Source organism: Legionella sp. 227 (assembly GCF_043161935.1).
GTDB lineage: Bacteria > Pseudomonadota > Gammaproteobacteria > Legionellales > Legionellaceae > Legionella > Legionella sheltonii.
The window spans coordinates 447,032-464,160 of record NZ_CP171154.1 but is presented as its reverse complement, the minus strand read 5'-3'; the positions used below and the strand labels follow the sequence as shown (position 1 = coordinate 464,160).

Genomic DNA, 17,129 nt, shown 5'->3' with positions numbered 1-17,129 from the left:
TGAGCCCTGGTCCTTAAAAATAACACGTTGATTTTAAATAAATAATTCGCAACGGGAAACCACTACAAATGCCGTACAGAGTATAACAATGTCGTACTCAAACACGCAAATCTCACGCAAGGATATTTTAGCTAATTTAATGGCATTTTGCTAGGCAAGACATTCGATTGTCATGAAAATGATTATTTGAGACAACATCGGGAATAAGCGTGTAATTTTCAAGCCTGCAAGAAGAAGTATATTTCTTCAAGGAATAATTGATATAGTTTATTTATTAAATTTAAAGTTCTTCTTGAAATAATTGTTTATATTGGAAATATGTTGAAAAAAGAACATATAAAATCGCAACTAATGAAATAATTAAACTACCATAATAAAATAATCGGGTGGATCGAAAACAAACGGTTATCAAACCTCATCAATTAGCTGACTGGTATAAAGCAGTCATTGTGTTGGTGGAGACAGACAACTACCGCAACGCCTTACTGTGGCATGATTATTTTTTATTACTCTTATTCACCGGTATGAGAAAGATGGAAGCTGCCTCTTTGCGCTGGGAGGATATTGATCTCAAATCCAAAACAATCACCCTCCAAGACACTAAAAACCATGAAATCCACACATTACCTATGTCTGACTTTGTTTATGAGTTAATGGAACGCAGAAGCCGAAATAAAACTAGTGAATTTGTATTCCCAGCGGAAAGTAAAACGGGTTATATCTATGAACCTAAAAAAGCGGTGAATAGGGTAGTGGAGTTATCTAGCGTAACATTTACTTTGCACGACTTAAGACGAACTTTTGCTACTGTTGCCGATAGTTTGGACTTACCGGCTTATGCTTTAAAACGTTTGCTGAATCATAAAATGAATAATGATGTTACAGCAGGGTATATCATGAAAGACGTTGAACGATTGAGGAAGCCCATGCAACAAGTAGCTAATTTTTTACAGGAACACATGACAGCGGTAGTTGAGATATGAACATCAATGAATTGATAGAACATTGGAAGCATATCTCACCGGTGATACGTGAGCCCCAAAATGCAGATGAATATGATCAGTTAGCTGGTTTTCTCGATAAATTGCTGGATATTGTTGGGGAAGATGAATCTCATGAATTAATCGGCCTGATAGATGTTATAAGTGCAATGGTCTCCAAGTATGATGATTCTCATTTCTAATTGTTACGCCAGCTACTTTTATTTATTAATTTCATGAGCCTAAATCAATTTACAAATACCAATCTAAGCTCATAGATTATAAAGTTATGGTTGCTGATAAGACTCTATACGACTGGCTAATGCAATCACATTCTCTTTAATCTGAGGGCTAAATTCCATGTTTGCACACTCAAGCTCACGACTAAACGTTGGGTCATACCATTTTATTTTATAGAGATAGCCACTTTCTTTGGTTCCTTTGACAAGTATAACCGTCGGTCTATTTTGAACGTCATAAGAAACCAGCTCTTTAATGAGCTCAACACCTAATCCCGATAATTTTCTATTATGCTCCGAAAACGCGCAGCTACCAATTCCATTTTTATCAAAAAATTGTACCGCGCCATCCCATCCATCGCCAGTATCACCATTTTTTACCGATTTATATGCACCATAAGGAGCAAAACCAATGCTCATGTCCATGTCTTCCGGTGGAACACCAACAAATGTATATGCAAGTTTTAGATCAGTACTGGAATCTCTTATATGAGTGCTTTCTGCGGAAAGAACTCCATTGTATTTTTTCTTTTGGTAAGCTGCGGTATTTTTTAAATCTAGTAATTCCTTTGCTCTTGGTTCATTGTCATTAACATAACCATTTTTTTGTTGTTCATCGTTCATAACTAGATACTCTCGCATTTTCTTTGCCAAATGAGCATCGTTTGCATCTTTAATATTCATGCTATTAATATATTTGTTTGCAGTGACAATATTTATTTCATTATATTCAGGTATCTCAATACCTGCTTTAGCAAGAATTTCTTTGTTTTTTTTATTTATTTCTTCTTTTGTTAAAGCTTGCTCATTGCTTGCTATTACACTAAAAGAAAATAAAGCAGTGATCCCTGCTATTAATAATTTGCTATTCATTTTTATTCCCTTTATGCCTGTACTTATTAATAATCCCACCAGCCATTATAAATGCTACAGTCGCCAACAGATGTTGTATCAAATGGTACTCTTCCGTTGCCATAGTCACTTAAATAATGATACCCGGAAACAACCCATCTGTGATCGTTTAAGGGGGCTTCATTCCAATGAACAGCTGCTTGCCTCCAAGTAACAGCATATCCTGTATCAATAAGATGACCTCCTCCATAAATATTGGTATGAGTACTTACAACACGCCAATCATAAGCGTGACCAAGCCACCAAGTTATAGATTCATTATTGATACAATTTGCTCGACTATGGACAGTCGTAGCGGCTAATCCTGCATTTGCTATATTAATTTGTGATCCAAATAATAAAGCTAAAACGATTATTTTGCTTTTCATCCATCTTCCTTTTTCCATTTTAAAGCGTGGATAGGATAAAGCAAATTTATAAAATGGACAGTGTGATCAAACTATATTTCCTATTCAAATGGAATTAAATTCATTAAAAAAATACTTGGGACGAAGGGGACAAGTGGGGCATCCGCATCATTTCTGAGCTAGAAATGTCCCTACCTCATTTTGCAATTGTGGGACGTATGGGACAAAGTACATTTTTTCACATAAATAATAATACCAAAAGCGATTATTGATTCGCAGTTCGCGATTCGCGAATTGCGAATTTGTGCTATACTCTGTTTATATAGGTCACATTGGAACGATACATGTTAAAGCCACAAGACATCGTGATACTGTTAAAAATATTAGCTAGTGAGCGACCTGAGCAATTACTTCAAAAAGATTTGGCAACTTATCTTTGCATGAGTGCTTCTGAAGTTCATGAAGGGATGAAGCGATTGGAATTATCTGGATTGATTGCACCTGTATATCGCAAATCTGAAGATTCTAATTCAAGTAAAACTATTCGGATGCCCATACAAGCCGCTTGTGAGGAATGCTTGATTTACGGTGTAAAATACTTCTTTCCGGTGCAACTAGGAGTATATACACGGGGTATTCCTACAAGCTATGCAGCCCCCTCATTTAAAAAACATATCGTGTTAGGAGATGATCCCATACCTGTATGGCCTTATGCTGAGGGCGATCAGCGAGGGTTAGCTTTGGAACCATTGTATCGATCGGTGCCGGAGGCGTTAGCAAAACACCCGGATCAATCTTTTTACGAGCTACTGGTTCTCATTGATGCGATTCGTTCAGGGCGAGCAAGAGAGCGTAAGATAGCAATAGAGTTATTAAGGGAGTTTTATGCATCAAAGAAACGAAAGAGCGACATCCAATTTAAGAATGCTGGAGTTGGTTGCGAGGAAACTCGGGGAATTGAACGATGAAGTGGTCTATCTTGGTGGCTGTACCACGGCTTTGTTTATCAATGATCCATTATCATTAGATGTTCGCACAACATTGGATGTGGACTGCATCATCGATGTTTTGTCGTTAGGCCAGTATTATAAGTTTGAGGAAAAACTAAAAGAGAAAGGCTTTTATCGTTCGATGCAAGATGAGATCACTTGTCGTTGGCATCTTGATGACATCATATTGGATGTAATGCCTACAGATCAAAAAATTTTGGGTTGGGGAAATGAGTGGTATAAAGAAGCAATCAAACATGCTGTTGATCATCAGATTACAGAGGACATTACCATCAAATCTGTAACAGCCCCCTATTTTTTAGTGACAAAAATAGAGGCTTTTAAATCAAGAGGGAACTATGATTTTCTTGGAAGTCATGACTTTGAAGACATGATTACGGTGATCGCAGGATGTATTGATATTGCGGAGCAAGTGTACACTTCAAGTGAAGATTTAAAGAAGCACTTAAGGTTGGTATTCAATGATTTCTTAAAAAATGATGAATTCATGCAGTCACTCCCTGGCCATCTTAATGATGGGCCAGTGACAGCGCAACGAGTTCAAACTGTCATAAAACGAATAGAACAATTTGCTCAAAAAGAATAGGGTACATACAAATGAAACTGGCTTGGTTAACGGATATCCACCTCAATTTTCTAGAGGTTGAGTCTCGCCAAAAATACTATAAGGACATTCTAGCTACTGGCTGCGATGCAACATTGATTAGTGGTGACATCGCCGAAGCTCCTTCTCTAATCAATCTTTTAAATGAAATGGTTGGGCAAATCAAAATGCCCATATATTTTATTGTCGGAAACCATGATTATTATCGTGGAATTATTTCGGATGTACGTAAGGCATTGACTGAATTAAGCGCGGCTCATGCTGACTTATTTTGGTTGCCTGCGACCGGTTTGCAACACCTTCCTAATAACACAATTGTACTAGGTCAAGACGGATGGGCAGATGGACGATTAGGTGATTATCAAAACAGTCCAGTTTCACTTAATGACAGCCGAATGATTGCGGATTTGTTTCAGGAAAAAATGCTAAGTCGACAGCATCTGCTACAAAAAATGCAAGAGTTAGCCGATCTGGACGCTAATGCATTGGAAAATGACTTATTACAAGGAGTAAGGCTACAACCCAGAAAAATAATAGTTTTAACTCATGTTCCGCCCTTCAAGGAGGCTTGTCAGCATATGGGGCAGGTCAGTGATGATAATTATCTACCTTATTTCAGCTCTAAAGCGATCGGTGATGTACTGATGCCTTTTGCTCTTGAGAATCCTTTAATCGATTTTTTGGTGCTTTGTGGGCACACGCATAGTGATGCTGAATATCAGCCTACAAATAACTTAATAGTAAAGGCTGGCGCAGCAGAATACTACAAACCTACGATACAAGAATTAATAACACTTTAGCATCTTGAAGGCGGTAGTTCTATTTGGCTTCGTCCAATATGGATTATAAGTTCGTCTATTATGGATTATAGAAATGAGAAGGACGAAAGGGACAAGTGGGGCATCCGCGTTAATACTGGGCTAGACACGTCCCTACCTTATTTTTCAACCATGGGACGCATGGGACACCTTCATTTTTAAAGAGATTTTTAGTATCAATCAATATCATTTGATAACACCTCTTTTAATTCGAGCTTTTTTGCTTGACAGAGTTTTAGCCAACCAGCAATACTCTGGTCGAGCTTTAAGTTAAAGCCAGACCTGCTAACCATTCCTAATGGGCAGGAAATAGTCGCAAGCATCGCTCAACTGTTTAATACAGTGTGCTGTGTTTGTTAAATAATATTAATCAAAGGATTGCATAATGAAAAATACATTAAAAAGTCAGCTTTATGCTGAATGTATTATGAAACGGAGGTATTCATGTCTTCACCAAAAACATCTCGGTTACACCTATTAAATGAATTTGAGTTAGCCCCCCAATCAGCTCTCTTTAATCAACACACCATTGCCGCAGTTCTTAGTTGTTCTACTCACTTGCTTGAACGTAATCGTTGGGCTGGTGGCGGTGTCCCCTACATCAAAATTGGTCGTAAAGTTCTATATCGCAAAAGCGATGTACTCGAATATATTCAACAGAAAATTTATAGCTCAACAAGTCAACAAAGCTATTCATAGCACACATCAACTTGTCTGGAAGTAAATATCAGCAAAGGTTGCCTTGTGTCGTCTTTGCAAGCATATGTTGGAGAATATTATGAGCAACAATCAAATCATCGCCTTTGATGTAAAAGTCAAACAAGCCGACCACCAATCGCAAATAACCTACTGTGACTATGCCGGTGGCAAGTTTCAGATAAACAATAAAGGCGTATTTTATTTGGGTAGGGATAAAGATAGCAATGAACTTGCACCACGGTGGATCTGTTCGCCACTGCACGTAACTGCAAAAACGCGTGATGCGCATAATGGCGAATGGGGTCGCTTATTAGAATGGCAGGATGATGATGGTATAACACACCAATGGGCAATGCCACTGGCCTTATTGCAAGGGGATGCCTCAGAAGTACGGCGAGAGTTAGTTCGATTAGGTTTAACCATTTCGCCAGGTCATCATGCACGGGATTTATTAACATCATATGTGCAAGTCTTTCCTGTAGAAGCGCGAGCACGTTGTGTAGATAAGCTAGGTTGGCATAACAAAGTATTCGTTACACCTAAGCAGGCTATTGGCCAATCGGAAGAAAAAATTGTTTTTCAAAATACCAATGCAATTGAATCATCACTATCAACATCAGGAAGTGCCGAAGAATGGAAAAACTCTATCGCCAAGCTTGCCATAGGTAATTCAAGACTGGTATTTGCTATTGCCAGTGCCTTTGCTCCAACCATTGCACGACTTGCTGGTGAAGACTCTGGTGGTTTTCATTTTCGGGGTGCTTCATCTTCTGGCAAAAGCACGGCACTGAATGTGGCTGCATCGGTATGGGGTAAACCTAATTCATATATACGCTTATGGCGTGCCACTGCTAATGGCTTAGAGGGATTGGCAGCAATGCATAACGATGGTTTATTGATTCTTGATGAGCTTAGTCAGCTCGATCCTCGTGAGGCGGGTGAAGCGGCTTATCTGCTTGCAAATGGCCAAGGTAAAAATAGAGCTTCAAAGTTAGGTATGATCAAAGCAGCGAATAAATGGGCTTTGATATTTCTATCAGCAGGTGAAGAGTCTCTTGCTACCTTAATGGCACGAATTGGCCAGCGTTGTAATGCAGGGCAAGAAATTCGCTTAGCGGATATTGAAGCTGACGCGGGTTGCGGCATGGGATTATTTGAAACCTTACATCAACAACTAAGCCCAGCTAGCCTTGCGCTAACGCTTAAGAATTATTCAAGCAAGTATTACGGGGCAGTTGGGGATGCATGGCTACAGCAAGTAGTCACAAACCAAGATGTTCTTGCTCGGTTGCTTAACCAAGGGATTCAGCAGTTTGTCGATACGGTTATTGATTCGGATGTAACCGGTCAAGTTATCCGCGTTGCTAGACGTTTTGCTTTGGTGGGCGCGGCAGGTGAGCTTGCTACTCAATTTAATCTGACTGGTTGGCAGAAAGGTGAATCCTACGCCGCGGCAAAGAAATGCTTTAAAGCATGGTTGCTTGCTTTTGGTGATAAGGGTAATCGAGAAGACCGTGCCATTAAAGCGCAGGTAAGGGCATTCTTTGAGCTACATGGTGCCAGCCGGTTTGATAACGCTAACGCTCCTAATAATGAGAAAGTAGTTAATCGAGCAGGCTTTTATAGAACTGATGATGAAGGTTTTCGCCGCTTTATGGTATTGACTGAAGTGTATAAAAATGAGCTTTGTCAGGGCTTTGATCAACGCACAGTAACCAAAATATTATTAGAGTGTGGTTGGCTGATTCCAACCAATGATGGTAAGGCATCCCACAAACCAAGAATCAAAGGGGTAGGTACGCCACGATTGTACGTCTTTTCTAAAAAAGTATTGGATGCTGAATAGTTAATTATATGGGCACTTTTTGGGAGGATTTTATGTTTTATACATTGAGAACCGCAGGTGCGAATAAGCTAAGTGAATTAGGTAACTTGCTTGCAGGTTAGCTAACTTCACCTATCTTGCCCGGTATTTTGAAAATTATTTTGGAACACGATTTGGTAATTATTCGTAATTGTTCGTTATATAACGATTAGTCACGAAAATAATCAAGAATAAACAGAAATAAATAATAAATTACCAAAAGTTACCAAAAAGGGCGTTACATATGACCTAAAAAGTCGAAAATAAATAGAAATAAACGATAAAACTCAAAGGATTGGACAACCAGCAATATGGAGACAACGCCATGAAAAAATCCTTAACAGAAAACATAATGATTTCTAAACAGAGCCAACAAAGAACGAACGCCAGAAAAAATAAAGTGGCATTCCTGGCTATGCGCGAAGACATTTCCGAAGCCTTGGAAAAGGGGTGGTCGATTACTATCATATGGGAAACGCTTAGAGATGAGGGTAGCTTCACAGCAACGTACAATACATTCAGGTTATACGTATTGAAATATTTGAATGGTCAAAAGCCTGGGTATTCACAAAAGGATGCCAACGTTCAGCAACCGAAGAGGCTGGCCGAAAATCAGGATAAAGAGAAAAAGCCAACCATCATGCCTTCATTTAATTTTAATCCTATACCCAATTTAAAGGAATTATTATGATGAAATGCATTTTTATTGGTAGATATAGTATTCAATAAGTCCCACATGCCCCACCTTAATTGCAAGGGGTGGGGACGGCTAAAACCTAGTAGTGACGCTCCTGCCCCAAATGTCCCCTTTGTCCCCGAGATATTGGACAACATGCTTATGTGAATTTACGTTCAAAAATTATATATGATTTCAATCGAGACCCCATTGGTTACACTCTCAGCTAATTCATTCCAAAATCCTACAGTAACCATGGAGTTGAGATGGCATTGCTCCGATAATTGGAGCATAAATGTGACGAGAGGTGACCGCAATATAGGCTTTTTGAAAAAGAAATGTATCTTTTTGAGGTTCAGAATTAATTTTTTTATCACCCAAATATGATGGGAAAACAGTTGTGTATATAAAATTTCCTGTATCAGTAACTTCAATAAAAGTAATTCCAGATGGTGACATAAAAGCTCGAACATCCGTAGCACCTAACTTCGCTATCATCCTAGCTTGTTTTTTATTAGAAGTATCAATATTGTCAAAATGAATCGCATTCGACATATGATCTTCTTCAAGTTTCATTGATTGTCCTCGCCAATTTGCAAACGAGCCTTGAGGGAAATAGCATTCTATACTTTTTGCAGATTTGAGTTCATAGAAGGCTGCGTCGTTTTCTATGGATTGTTTCCCAAGACCAGGTTCCTCAGCTATAGCTAATACTGGTGCAATTAAAATAAAAAATAGAATACTCAATGCGGGCTTAATCACAAGCTCTCCTTAGCTTTAATACTTTTAAATATAGCATAAGAGCATAAGGATCGGGGCTTGAGTTGTGAGTTAATGGAACCAATGCGCGCTAATTCACAATTAAAGCCCTGACCCATCCCTGTTAATAAATAATTAGAAAGAATTAGGCAGTTTAAAGTTGCCCCATCTGTCCCATCTTGATTTTTTAGGGTGGGGGCGCTTTTAGACCAGTAATGATGAGGGTGCTCACTTGGTCCCCTATGTCCCAGTCATTTTATAAGTTTGTAAACAATCAATTTTGTCGTTTAGGAATTACGAGTTAGGTAAGCAGCCGGGCAGTATAATTTAGCAGTGGCTAAGAAAAATAGAGACTTATTCTATACTTAAATAACGTGTTATGGATAGATAGGAAGATAAGATGGAAAATAAAACACGAAACCCATTTGAGCTGGTTATTGCGCTTGTTGGAGGAGTCGGGACTGATTTTCAAATGGTATTTCATGAGCTTCAGTCATCCTTTAAATTAGCTGGATGTAATGTAGAGAAAGTCAAAATTACGGAATATTTGAAACGAGAAAAAAAAACTGATTTTTTGTCGGACTTAGATGAAAAAATTCATAAAATGAATGGAGCCAGAGAAAATGGTAATAAGGGTATTGCGGCATTTTTCTCAATGATGTTTATATTTAACAAAAGAATAAAGATTGTAGGTAATAAAGCATTGTGCCCAACAGTATACATTATCGATTCATTAAAAAGTCCTTATGAATGCGATGTATTACGTAATGTTTATGGAAGAAATTTTATATTGCTATCGATTTACGATACAAAAGACTCAAGAAAAAGTAATTTGTTGTCACTTCAATTAAACTCTCTTACATCTTGTGAAAACTTAACTGCCCCTGAAAGAAAACATATTGATGAGATAATGGATACAGATGAGAATGAAGGAAAAAGTCATGGGAGAGACACAAAAGGAACATATCATAAAGCTCACTATTTTATCAATATGGTTTCGTTAAAAGATGAAGTTAGAAGGTTAGTAAATTTATTATTTAATGAGCCTTTTGCTACTCCGACAAGAGATGAAACTGGTATGTTATATGCCTATTTTTCTTCTTTACGGTCAAGTGATCCCTCTAGACAAGTAGGTGCTGTTATTATGGATAATGATGGTAATATTCTTTCATCAGGATGTAATGAAGTTCCAAAATTTGGAGGTGGTCTTCATTGGCATGATACACACCCGGATCTTCGAGAGTATAAAACGATTGATGAAAATCGTATCCCACTTGGCGAACAAATAAAAATTAATCGAATAGAAGAGGAGAAAATTAATATTCTGGAAGATTCTTTAGAATTTATCCGTGCTGTACATGCAGAGGAGGCAGCAATTTGTGATGCTGCACGGAGAGGAATTTCTACACAAGACGCAATTCTATATTGTACGACTTTTCCTTGTCATCTGTGTATTAAACATATTATTGCAGCGGGGATAAAAGAAGTTGTTTATATTGAGCCTTATATTAAAAGCATGGCAAAGGAGTTATTTAATGGTCTTATAAAAGATAAGGCTACTTCTGATGATTCAAGAATAGTTAAACTAAGACCGTTTACCGGGGTATCACCTAAAAGATATAGATATGTTTTTGCTAAATCAAAACAAGATAGAAAGGACAAAATTTGTAAGTCAAGGATAATTAACTGGTGCTTACAAAATTCTTCCCCAGTCTATCTTAGTCATTCAACACCTATTTCATATTTCTGGACTGAATTTTATATTTTTGAAAAATTTAAAAATTCCTTAGAAAGATATTTTAATATTAGTGAGTTTACTAATATTAGTTATGATCAAGATAAAAACAATCATCATTTTTCGAAACTTGTTGATAAATACAAGGAATATTTAGTCAATGAAGAGTAATTTTGAAATTATAGGAAAAGAATTAGTGCGTTATTTCCTTCAATAGTATTCTTTTAATATCATTAGAATTTTTATTGTTGAATGATGAAGGATGAGTTTCAATTTAGCTTTGTGACTTATAATTGTATGGATTATGTTGTTAGAATAGTTTTTAGACGTTTAAAGAGCTCATTACTTAGCTCTCGATAACCTTCTTCATTAGGGAGATATTTCAATGCTCGATGATGACCCAAGTCTGAAGGTATATCATCAAGAGATTGTATAATTGGAATTACTATTTTCCCTAAGGTATGTGCAATTCCTGTTTCATACATGACATTTGAATTTCTGCCTGTAAAGTCAACTATTACAACCTTTGCACAAAATATAAGATCGAATATATCCTGTATGAATGTTGAATTATCCCAGATATCATCTGCTCGTAAACAATCGAGTTTTCATATCCAGCTGTGCGCTTAATTGCATTATATGTTTCAGAAAATGCTGTATTGAAAGGCATCATTACTGAAATTAATTTTTCATTTAAAGGCTTATTTGGCACTTGAAAGATACTAGGTGTAAAAGTAATTAATTTTTCAGTAGGTGGAATAATTTCATGTGATGTTGATACAAATTCTCCATGAATCGGGCGCATTTCCACTTGACCTTTTTCATTTCAATTAAAGTAAGGTTATTATTTTTTAAAAGAGTTCGTATGGTATCCAGGGCGCGGTTGCGATCCGATTTATCGGTTTGTATAAAATGATCAGGATGAAGCAAATATTCTACAACTTTGATTACTTGTGGAGAAGGCATTTGTGGCGTAAGAGGTGGATTATTATTTAATTCTTTTAAAACCTCAAATACCCAATAGCGCCTTGTAGAACCATCATGAACATAATCAAGATCAAGATCGACAAAAAAATTTGTTAGGTTTGATGAGCTTCTATAAGGGAAGAATGAAAAAGGCTCATCTCCACATATCATTTGAGAAAGCTTTGTTAATCCAGCTGTACCAATTTGCATTCTCTATACCTCAAGAACTATTACTATCATTGATGATAGCCGAAGATACTGTCTACATTGCGTCTACATGACTTTTTCGATTTTTCTGAAAACTACCGTAACTACTTGATTTTATTGGTGGGCCCACTAGGACTTGAACCTAGGACCAACGGATTATGAGTCCGCTGCTCTGACCAACTGAGCTATGGGCCCGGAGAGGTGGTCATTTTAAACTTAATTGGTTTAATGTGCTAGTTTTTTTTGTTTTTTTTTAGAGATTTTTATCTGTGTTTGAGGAAAAGGGGAGGAAATTCTTTTATCTTTGGGGATAGGAAGAAACCCGCATTATGCATTGCGCAAATGCGGGCTTTGTTTCGTGATAGGCTTTTAGCCTTCATCGCCTTCTAAGAAGCTTCTCAGTTTCTCTGAGCGAGAAGGGTGTCGCAGTTTGCGGAGCGCTTTGGCTTCGATCTGACGAATTCTCTCGCGAGTTACGTCAAATTGTTTGCCCACTTCTTCCAGGGTATGGTCGGTATTCATTTCGATACCAAAACGCATACGCAGTACCTTGGCTTCTCTTGGGGTTAAAGTTTCCAAGATTTCCAGAGTTGCTTCGCGTAAACCTTCAGCGGTTGCCATATCAATTGGCGATTCGATGTTGTTGTCTTCAATAAAGTCACCTAAGTGCGAATCGTCATCGTCACCGACTGGGGTTTCCATGGAAATAGGTTCTTTGGCTATTTTTAAAACTTTGCGAATCTTGTCTTCGCTCAATTCCATCTTTTCCGCGAGTTCTTCAGGGGTGGCTTCACGGCCAGTTTCTTGAAGAATTTGTCTGGAAATGCGGTTGAGCTTATTGATCGTTTCGATCATGTGTACCGGAATACGGATGGTACGTGCTTGATCGGCGATGGAGCGGGTAATTGCCTGTCTAATCCACCAGGTTGCATAGGTAGAGAATTTGTAACCACGACGGTATTCAAATTTGTCTACTGCTTTCATGAGACCGATGTTACCTTCCTGAATCAAATCAAGGAATTGTAAACCACGGTTGGTGTATTTTTTCGCGATGGAAATAACCAAACGTAAGTTGGCTTCAACCATTTCCTTTTTGGCGCGACGTGCTTTGGCTTCACCAATAGACATTTTGCGATTGATGTCTTTAATTTCTCCGATCGTCAAACCATATTCCACTTCGAATGCGACCAAACGAGATTGGATGCGCAAAATTTCGTCGGTGTTTTCCTGGATACGAACCAAATCGAGTTTTTTGCCGTGTTTGGCAATAATGCCATTGAGCCACTCCATGTCGGTTTCTTGACCTGGGAATGTATCAATAAACAGTTTACGTGGGATACGCGCTCTTTCAATACAAAGACGCATAATACCGCGCTCGAATTCTCTAATGTGGTTACGCAATTGACGGAAATGACGCGTTAAGCGATCAACTTGTCTGGAGGTGAGCTTAAGCTTTAAGAACGATTCAGACATTTTCTCCATAGCTTTAAGCGTTTTGGCATGTTCTCTCCCATGCTCTTTTAAGGCCGCAATGGCCTCTTCAAACGTATCGCGTAAGTCATCAAAATAAATTTTGGCTTGCTCTGGATTGGGACCATCATCGACTTCGCCAATACCGCCTTCGCCATCTTCATCTTCTTCATCAGACAACAGTAAGTCATCGATTTGTTGCTCTTCCAGCATGGAGCCAATGCTTGCAGCGGGAGCTACTTCATCTTCAACGTCAGAGAAGCCACTAATAATTTCATTGAGGCGAATTTCTTGGGCATTAAAGCGCTCGTAATCATCAAGTACTAATTGAATCGTCTCTGGGTAACTTGCCAAAGATTTAAGTACTTGGTAAATCCCTTCTTCAATGCGTTTCGCAATGCGGATTTCACCTTCGCGGGTTAACAGCTCTACTGTACCCATTTCACGCATATACATGCGAACTGGATCCGTTGTGCGTCCAGTTTCTTTGTCCACAGAAGCAAGTACCATTGCGGCTTCTTCGATATCAGGTACTTCTTCTGTATTAAGCAGAAGTGCCAGTTCATCATCACCGGGGGGTAACTCAAATACCTTGATGTTCATGCCTTCCAGCATGCTGATAATGACATCAAAATGTTCTGTGTCGACTATATTAGGCAATAGGTCATTGATTTGGCTGTAAGTCAAGTAACCCTGCTCTTTTCCCAAGCTAATGACTTTGGTTATCTGTGAGCTTTGCTGTTCTTGATCGTTCATGGTCATAGGCACTTCTCTAGGGACAATTAGACACAATCCTAAAAAACAAACAAACCATGTAGTATTTAAAACACCAGTTTGAAATGATTGCTTCTTTAGGATTACAAAATCTTACAATTATAGACCGGTAGTTTGCAACATACTAGTAATTTTTCACTGCTTTTTTTAGAACATCCTATTTATGGGGCTTGGGTTCATTATGATCAAGCGTCGCATTATCATATTTTATACAAAATGCGCAATAAAATCCATTTCGGTGGTTGTTGACAGATCAATTGTCAGCATTTAGAACCCAGGTGCAAGAGAGAAGATAGCGAAATATTTACACGCCTCTGTTTCAAATATGTCGTTCTTTTAACATCTCTTGCAATTGTATTTTTTCTTCCTCATTTAACCCTTGCTGGCGTGATTTATTAATTAGCTGGCGGATGGTTAATTCACGATTTTGTTTTTGTAGAAACAGGATAATATCAATGAATTCTTTGACTAATTCTTGTTCGGGAACCAGATGATCCCAGGCCGCAAGTTTGTTCATGGACTCAAAATAAGGATGATTACGCCACGATTCAATTAATGTTGCCGTAGTGGCTTGCGGGTTTGCTTCCAGTTGTTCTAACACGCTCAGTAAAATTTCATGTTCTTTAGCATCGAAAAGCTCAAGGTTGATTTGTTGTTTAATCTGGGTATAAATTTCCGGATGTTGTAGGAGGAGGGCAACTGCAATACGCATCGGTGTACGGGCAATGGTCATGGCCTGTTCTTGCAGGGGTGTTTTAGACTCCTCAGTAACTAACTGAGTTAATCGGTGGGTTTCGATATGAGTTAAACGCGCCAGATCTTCAATGAGGAGTTGTTTATATGAACCCTCATCCATTTTTTGTAAAAATGGTTTGGCCAAATTAATGAGCTGGGTTTTGCCTGCGGGTCGTAGCAAATTGAGGTCTTTGGCTAAGTTATCAAAAAGAAATCGATGCAATGGGGTAGCTTGCTTGAGTCGTTTTAAAAAATTATCTTTACCTTCCTCACGAACCAAACTGTCCGGATCATGCCCATCGGGTAAAAACATAAAACTGGCATCCAGCCCTAAATTTAAATGCGGCAAGCTGCTTTCAAGGGCACGCCATGCTGCTTGTCTTCCGGCATTATCGCCATCAAAACAAAAAATTAATGACTTGGTATGTTTGGCAAGCAGTTGAATGTGATAGGTACTGGTCGCAGTACCTAAGGTGGCTACCGCATTCATAATTCCATGTTGGGCTAATGCAATCACATCCATGTAGCCTTCAACCACAATAATGTACTCTACTGCTTTTTGTTGGCTTAGAATTTGATGTAAGCCATACAATTCTCTGCTTTTTTGAAAAATGACGGTTTCAGGAGAGTTAAGGTATTTGGGTTTTTGTTCCTTATCCAGCACCCGTCCACCAAAGCCTATAATGCGCCCATGGCGGTCATGAATAGGGAACATGACGCGGTTACGGTACCGATCATAGATTTTTCCGTCTTCATTTTTAATCAACATTCCTGTGGCAAGCAATTCACGTTGATTACGGGGGAAAGCTTTTTCAAGATGGTGCCATCCTTCGCTTGCATAACCTAATTGATACAGTTTGGCGATTTCTCCGCTTAAGCCTCTACCACGCAAATAATCAACGGCAGGTTGCCCCTCATGCTTTAATTTTTTTTGATAATGCAGGCTTACTGCCGACAAGAGCTTATAAAGATCCTGAGAGGGATTATTTTTCTCAGTTTGTTTGTCCCGCGGAATTGTTAAGCCTGCCCGAGTAGCCAGAGTGTCCACTGCATCAACAAATCCCAGATTGAGGTAGTTCATAACAAAACTGATGGCATTTCCTGAGGCACCGCAACCAAAGCAGTGATAAAATTGCTTTTTGGCAACCACATTAAATGAAGGGGATTTTTCATTATGAAAAGGACAGCAAGCAAGATGGCTGTTCCCTCGTTTTTTCAAGGGAACATAGCTGTCAATTAATTCAACCAGATCCGTGCGGTGGAGAAGATCATCAATGAATGGCTGCGGGATTAAGCCAGACATAGGGATCCTTAGCTTAGCTTAGCCTTAATCATGGCACTGACTTGCGCCATATCAGCACGTCCTTGCAAGCTGGGCTTTAATATTGCCATAACTTTTCCCATGTCTGCCATCTTTTCAGCGCCAGTTGAAGCAATCGCCTCTTGCACCATATTGTCAATTTCTGCAGCAGATAAAGGCTCAGGCAAATATTTCTTCAGGATATCCAGTTCAAATTGTTCTTGGGCAACCAGATCATCACGGTTGGCTTTTTCATATTGCGCAATCGATTCTTTACGTTGCTTACTCATTTTATCTAAAATAACCAACATACGCTCATCATCTACTTCAATACGTTCATCGACTTCAACTTGTTTGACGGCAGCAGTAATTAAACGAAGTGCGGCTAACAATTCTTTTTCTTTAGCTCGCATTGCATCTTTAACATCATTATTGAGACGTTCTTTAATAGTCATTTTTTATTCCTTAAAATCGAATGAGCGGCTCGGCCCTATGTAAGGAAACCTCTCTCCTCACTACAATGAGTTTTGGAAGAAGTTTAATCTATTCTAAAAAGCGAAAGGCCACTAAATACAACATCATAATCATCTATCAAATTGTGACTATGCGAAGTACATGTGGCCTAGTAAAAAATACAGGACAGGCAAAAATCCTATTTACGTCGGCGTTTGCCGCCTTGTTGTTTTGCTGTCATATCACGAGAAATTTTCTTCAGATGACGTTTTACTGCAGCAGCTTGCTTGCGCTTACGTTCAGCAGTTGGTTTTTCATAAAATTCACGACGGCGTAACTCGGTTAAAATACCGGCTTTTTCACAAGAGCGCTTAAAACGGCGCAGTGCGTATTCTGGATTTTCGCCTTCTTTGACGCGAACTGTAGGCATTAAATAGTCCTCTGGTTATTTGATCTTAATAGGTGGGCAATTCTAGTGCTAGTTGAAGCACTCGTCAAGTTTTAAATCAACAATTTTATTTTTTAATAAGTACAGCTTGAATATTGGGTAATCTGACGAAAGCACCGCTCTTAGGCTACCC

At 38.6% G+C, this 17,129-nt stretch carries 16 protein-coding genes, 1 tRNA gene and 1 pseudogene; 9 read left to right on the top strand and 9 right to left on the bottom strand.

Going from position 1 to position 17,129, the window contains the following annotated elements; genetic code table 11:
• Positions 1–383: 383 nt before the first annotated feature.
• Together ACF8MK_RS01915 and ACF8MK_RS01910 are read left to right on the top strand one after the other, a co-directional pair.
• A pseudogene (locus ACF8MK_RS01915) lies at positions 384–983 on the top strand (tyrosine-type recombinase/integrase); the annotation flags it as partial.
• Positions 980–1,183 (top strand): hypothetical protein, encoded by a 204-nt coding sequence (locus ACF8MK_RS01910; RefSeq protein ID WP_392537948.1) that lies wholly within the window; start codon positions 980–982, stop codon positions 1,181–1,183. The pseudogene ACF8MK_RS01915 and the gene ACF8MK_RS01910, both read left to right, overlap by 4 nt.
• Before the next feature lie 84 nt (positions 1,184–1,267).
• Here the strand turns inward: ACF8MK_RS01910 and ACF8MK_RS01905 are convergent, their stop codons facing one another.
• A complete protein-coding gene (locus tag ACF8MK_RS01905) occupies positions 1,268–2,092 on the bottom strand; it encodes a hypothetical protein (RefSeq protein ID WP_128130231.1) in 825 nt (274 codons plus the stop codon).
• A 26-nt stretch (positions 2,093–2,118) separates the two neighbouring features.
• On the bottom strand, positions 2,119–2,499 hold the full coding sequence (locus tag ACF8MK_RS01900; protein WP_058464400.1) for a hypothetical protein: 381 nt from the start codon (positions 2,497–2,499) through the stop codon (positions 2,119–2,121).
• 323 nt (positions 2,500–2,822) lie between these two features.
• On the opposite strand from ACF8MK_RS01900, the gene ACF8MK_RS01895 reads away from it, so the two are divergent.
• From ACF8MK_RS01895 to ACF8MK_RS01870, 6 genes are all read left to right on the top strand, one after another.
• The gene (locus ACF8MK_RS01895) at positions 2,823–3,446 is read left to right on the top strand and encodes a hypothetical protein (protein ID WP_392537947.1); all 624 of its coding nucleotides are present in this window, start codon (positions 2,823–2,825) and stop codon (positions 3,444–3,446) included.
• Entirely contained in the window at positions 3,364–4,074 is a 711-nt protein-coding gene (locus ACF8MK_RS01890; RefSeq protein WP_392537946.1) for a hypothetical protein, read from the top strand. The genes ACF8MK_RS01895 and ACF8MK_RS01890 overlap by 83 nt, the downstream gene beginning before the upstream one ends.
• Positions 4,075–4,085: 11 nt before the next feature.
• Positions 4,086–4,892, top strand: a complete 807-nt coding sequence (locus tag ACF8MK_RS01885; protein ID WP_392537945.1) for a metallophosphoesterase family protein — start codon at positions 4,086–4,088, stop codon at positions 4,890–4,892.
• Between the two features lie 462 nt (positions 4,893–5,354).
• A complete protein-coding gene (locus tag ACF8MK_RS01880) occupies positions 5,355–5,609 on the top strand; it encodes a DNA-binding protein (protein WP_275089194.1) in 255 nt (84 codons plus the stop codon).
• Positions 5,610–5,688: 79 nt separating this feature from the next.
• Positions 5,689–7,455, top strand: coding sequence for a DUF927 domain-containing protein (locus ACF8MK_RS01875; protein WP_392537944.1), 1,767 nt, complete (start codon positions 5,689–5,691; stop codon positions 7,453–7,455).
• A 343-nt stretch (positions 7,456–7,798) separates the two neighbouring features.
• Positions 7,799–8,164, top strand: a complete 366-nt coding sequence (locus tag ACF8MK_RS01870) for a TraK family protein (protein WP_392537943.1) — start codon at positions 7,799–7,801, stop codon at positions 8,162–8,164.
• Positions 8,165–8,380: 216 nt separating this feature from the next.
• Here the strand turns inward: ACF8MK_RS01870 and ACF8MK_RS01865 are convergent, their stop codons facing one another.
• Complete coding sequence (locus tag ACF8MK_RS01865; RefSeq protein ID WP_392537942.1) at positions 8,381–8,911, bottom strand: hypothetical protein; 531 nt, start codon at positions 8,909–8,911, stop codon at positions 8,381–8,383.
• 397 nt (positions 8,912–9,308) lie between these two features.
• Between ACF8MK_RS01865 and ACF8MK_RS01860 the strand changes: the two genes are divergently transcribed.
• The gene (locus ACF8MK_RS01860) at positions 9,309–10,814 is read left to right on the top strand and encodes a deaminase (RefSeq protein WP_392537941.1); all 1,506 of its coding nucleotides are present in this window, start codon (positions 9,309–9,311) and stop codon (positions 10,812–10,814) included.
• A 567-nt stretch (positions 10,815–11,381) separates the two neighbouring features.
• Here the strand turns inward: ACF8MK_RS01860 and ACF8MK_RS01855 are convergent.
• From ACF8MK_RS01855 to rpsU, 6 genes are all read right to left on the bottom strand, one after another.
• Positions 11,382–11,819, bottom strand: coding sequence for a hypothetical protein (locus tag ACF8MK_RS01855; RefSeq protein WP_392537940.1), 438 nt, complete (start codon positions 11,817–11,819; stop codon positions 11,382–11,384).
• A 115-nt stretch (positions 11,820–11,934) separates the two neighbouring features.
• Positions 11,935–12,011: transfer RNA gene (locus ACF8MK_RS01850), tRNA-Ile, on the bottom strand.
• Positions 12,012–12,185: 174 nt separating this feature from the next.
• On the bottom strand, positions 12,186–14,048 hold the full coding sequence (gene rpoD, locus ACF8MK_RS01845; RefSeq protein WP_265704197.1) for an RNA polymerase sigma factor RpoD: 1,863 nt from the start codon (positions 14,046–14,048) through the stop codon (positions 12,186–12,188).
• A gap of 331 nt (positions 14,049–14,379) precedes the next feature.
• Positions 14,380–16,098 (bottom strand): DNA primase, encoded by a 1,719-nt coding sequence (dnaG, locus tag ACF8MK_RS01840; RefSeq protein ID WP_392537939.1) that lies wholly within the window; start codon positions 16,096–16,098, stop codon positions 14,380–14,382.
• 8 nt (positions 16,099–16,106) lie between these two features.
• Entirely contained in the window at positions 16,107–16,550 is a 444-nt protein-coding gene (locus tag ACF8MK_RS01835; RefSeq protein ID WP_392537938.1) for a GatB/YqeY domain-containing protein, read from the bottom strand.
• A gap of 197 nt (positions 16,551–16,747) precedes the next feature.
• A complete protein-coding gene (rpsU, locus tag ACF8MK_RS01830) occupies positions 16,748–16,978 on the bottom strand; it encodes a 30S ribosomal protein S21 (RefSeq protein WP_010652681.1) in 231 nt (76 codons plus the stop codon).
• Positions 16,979–17,129: the final 151 nt, after the last annotated feature.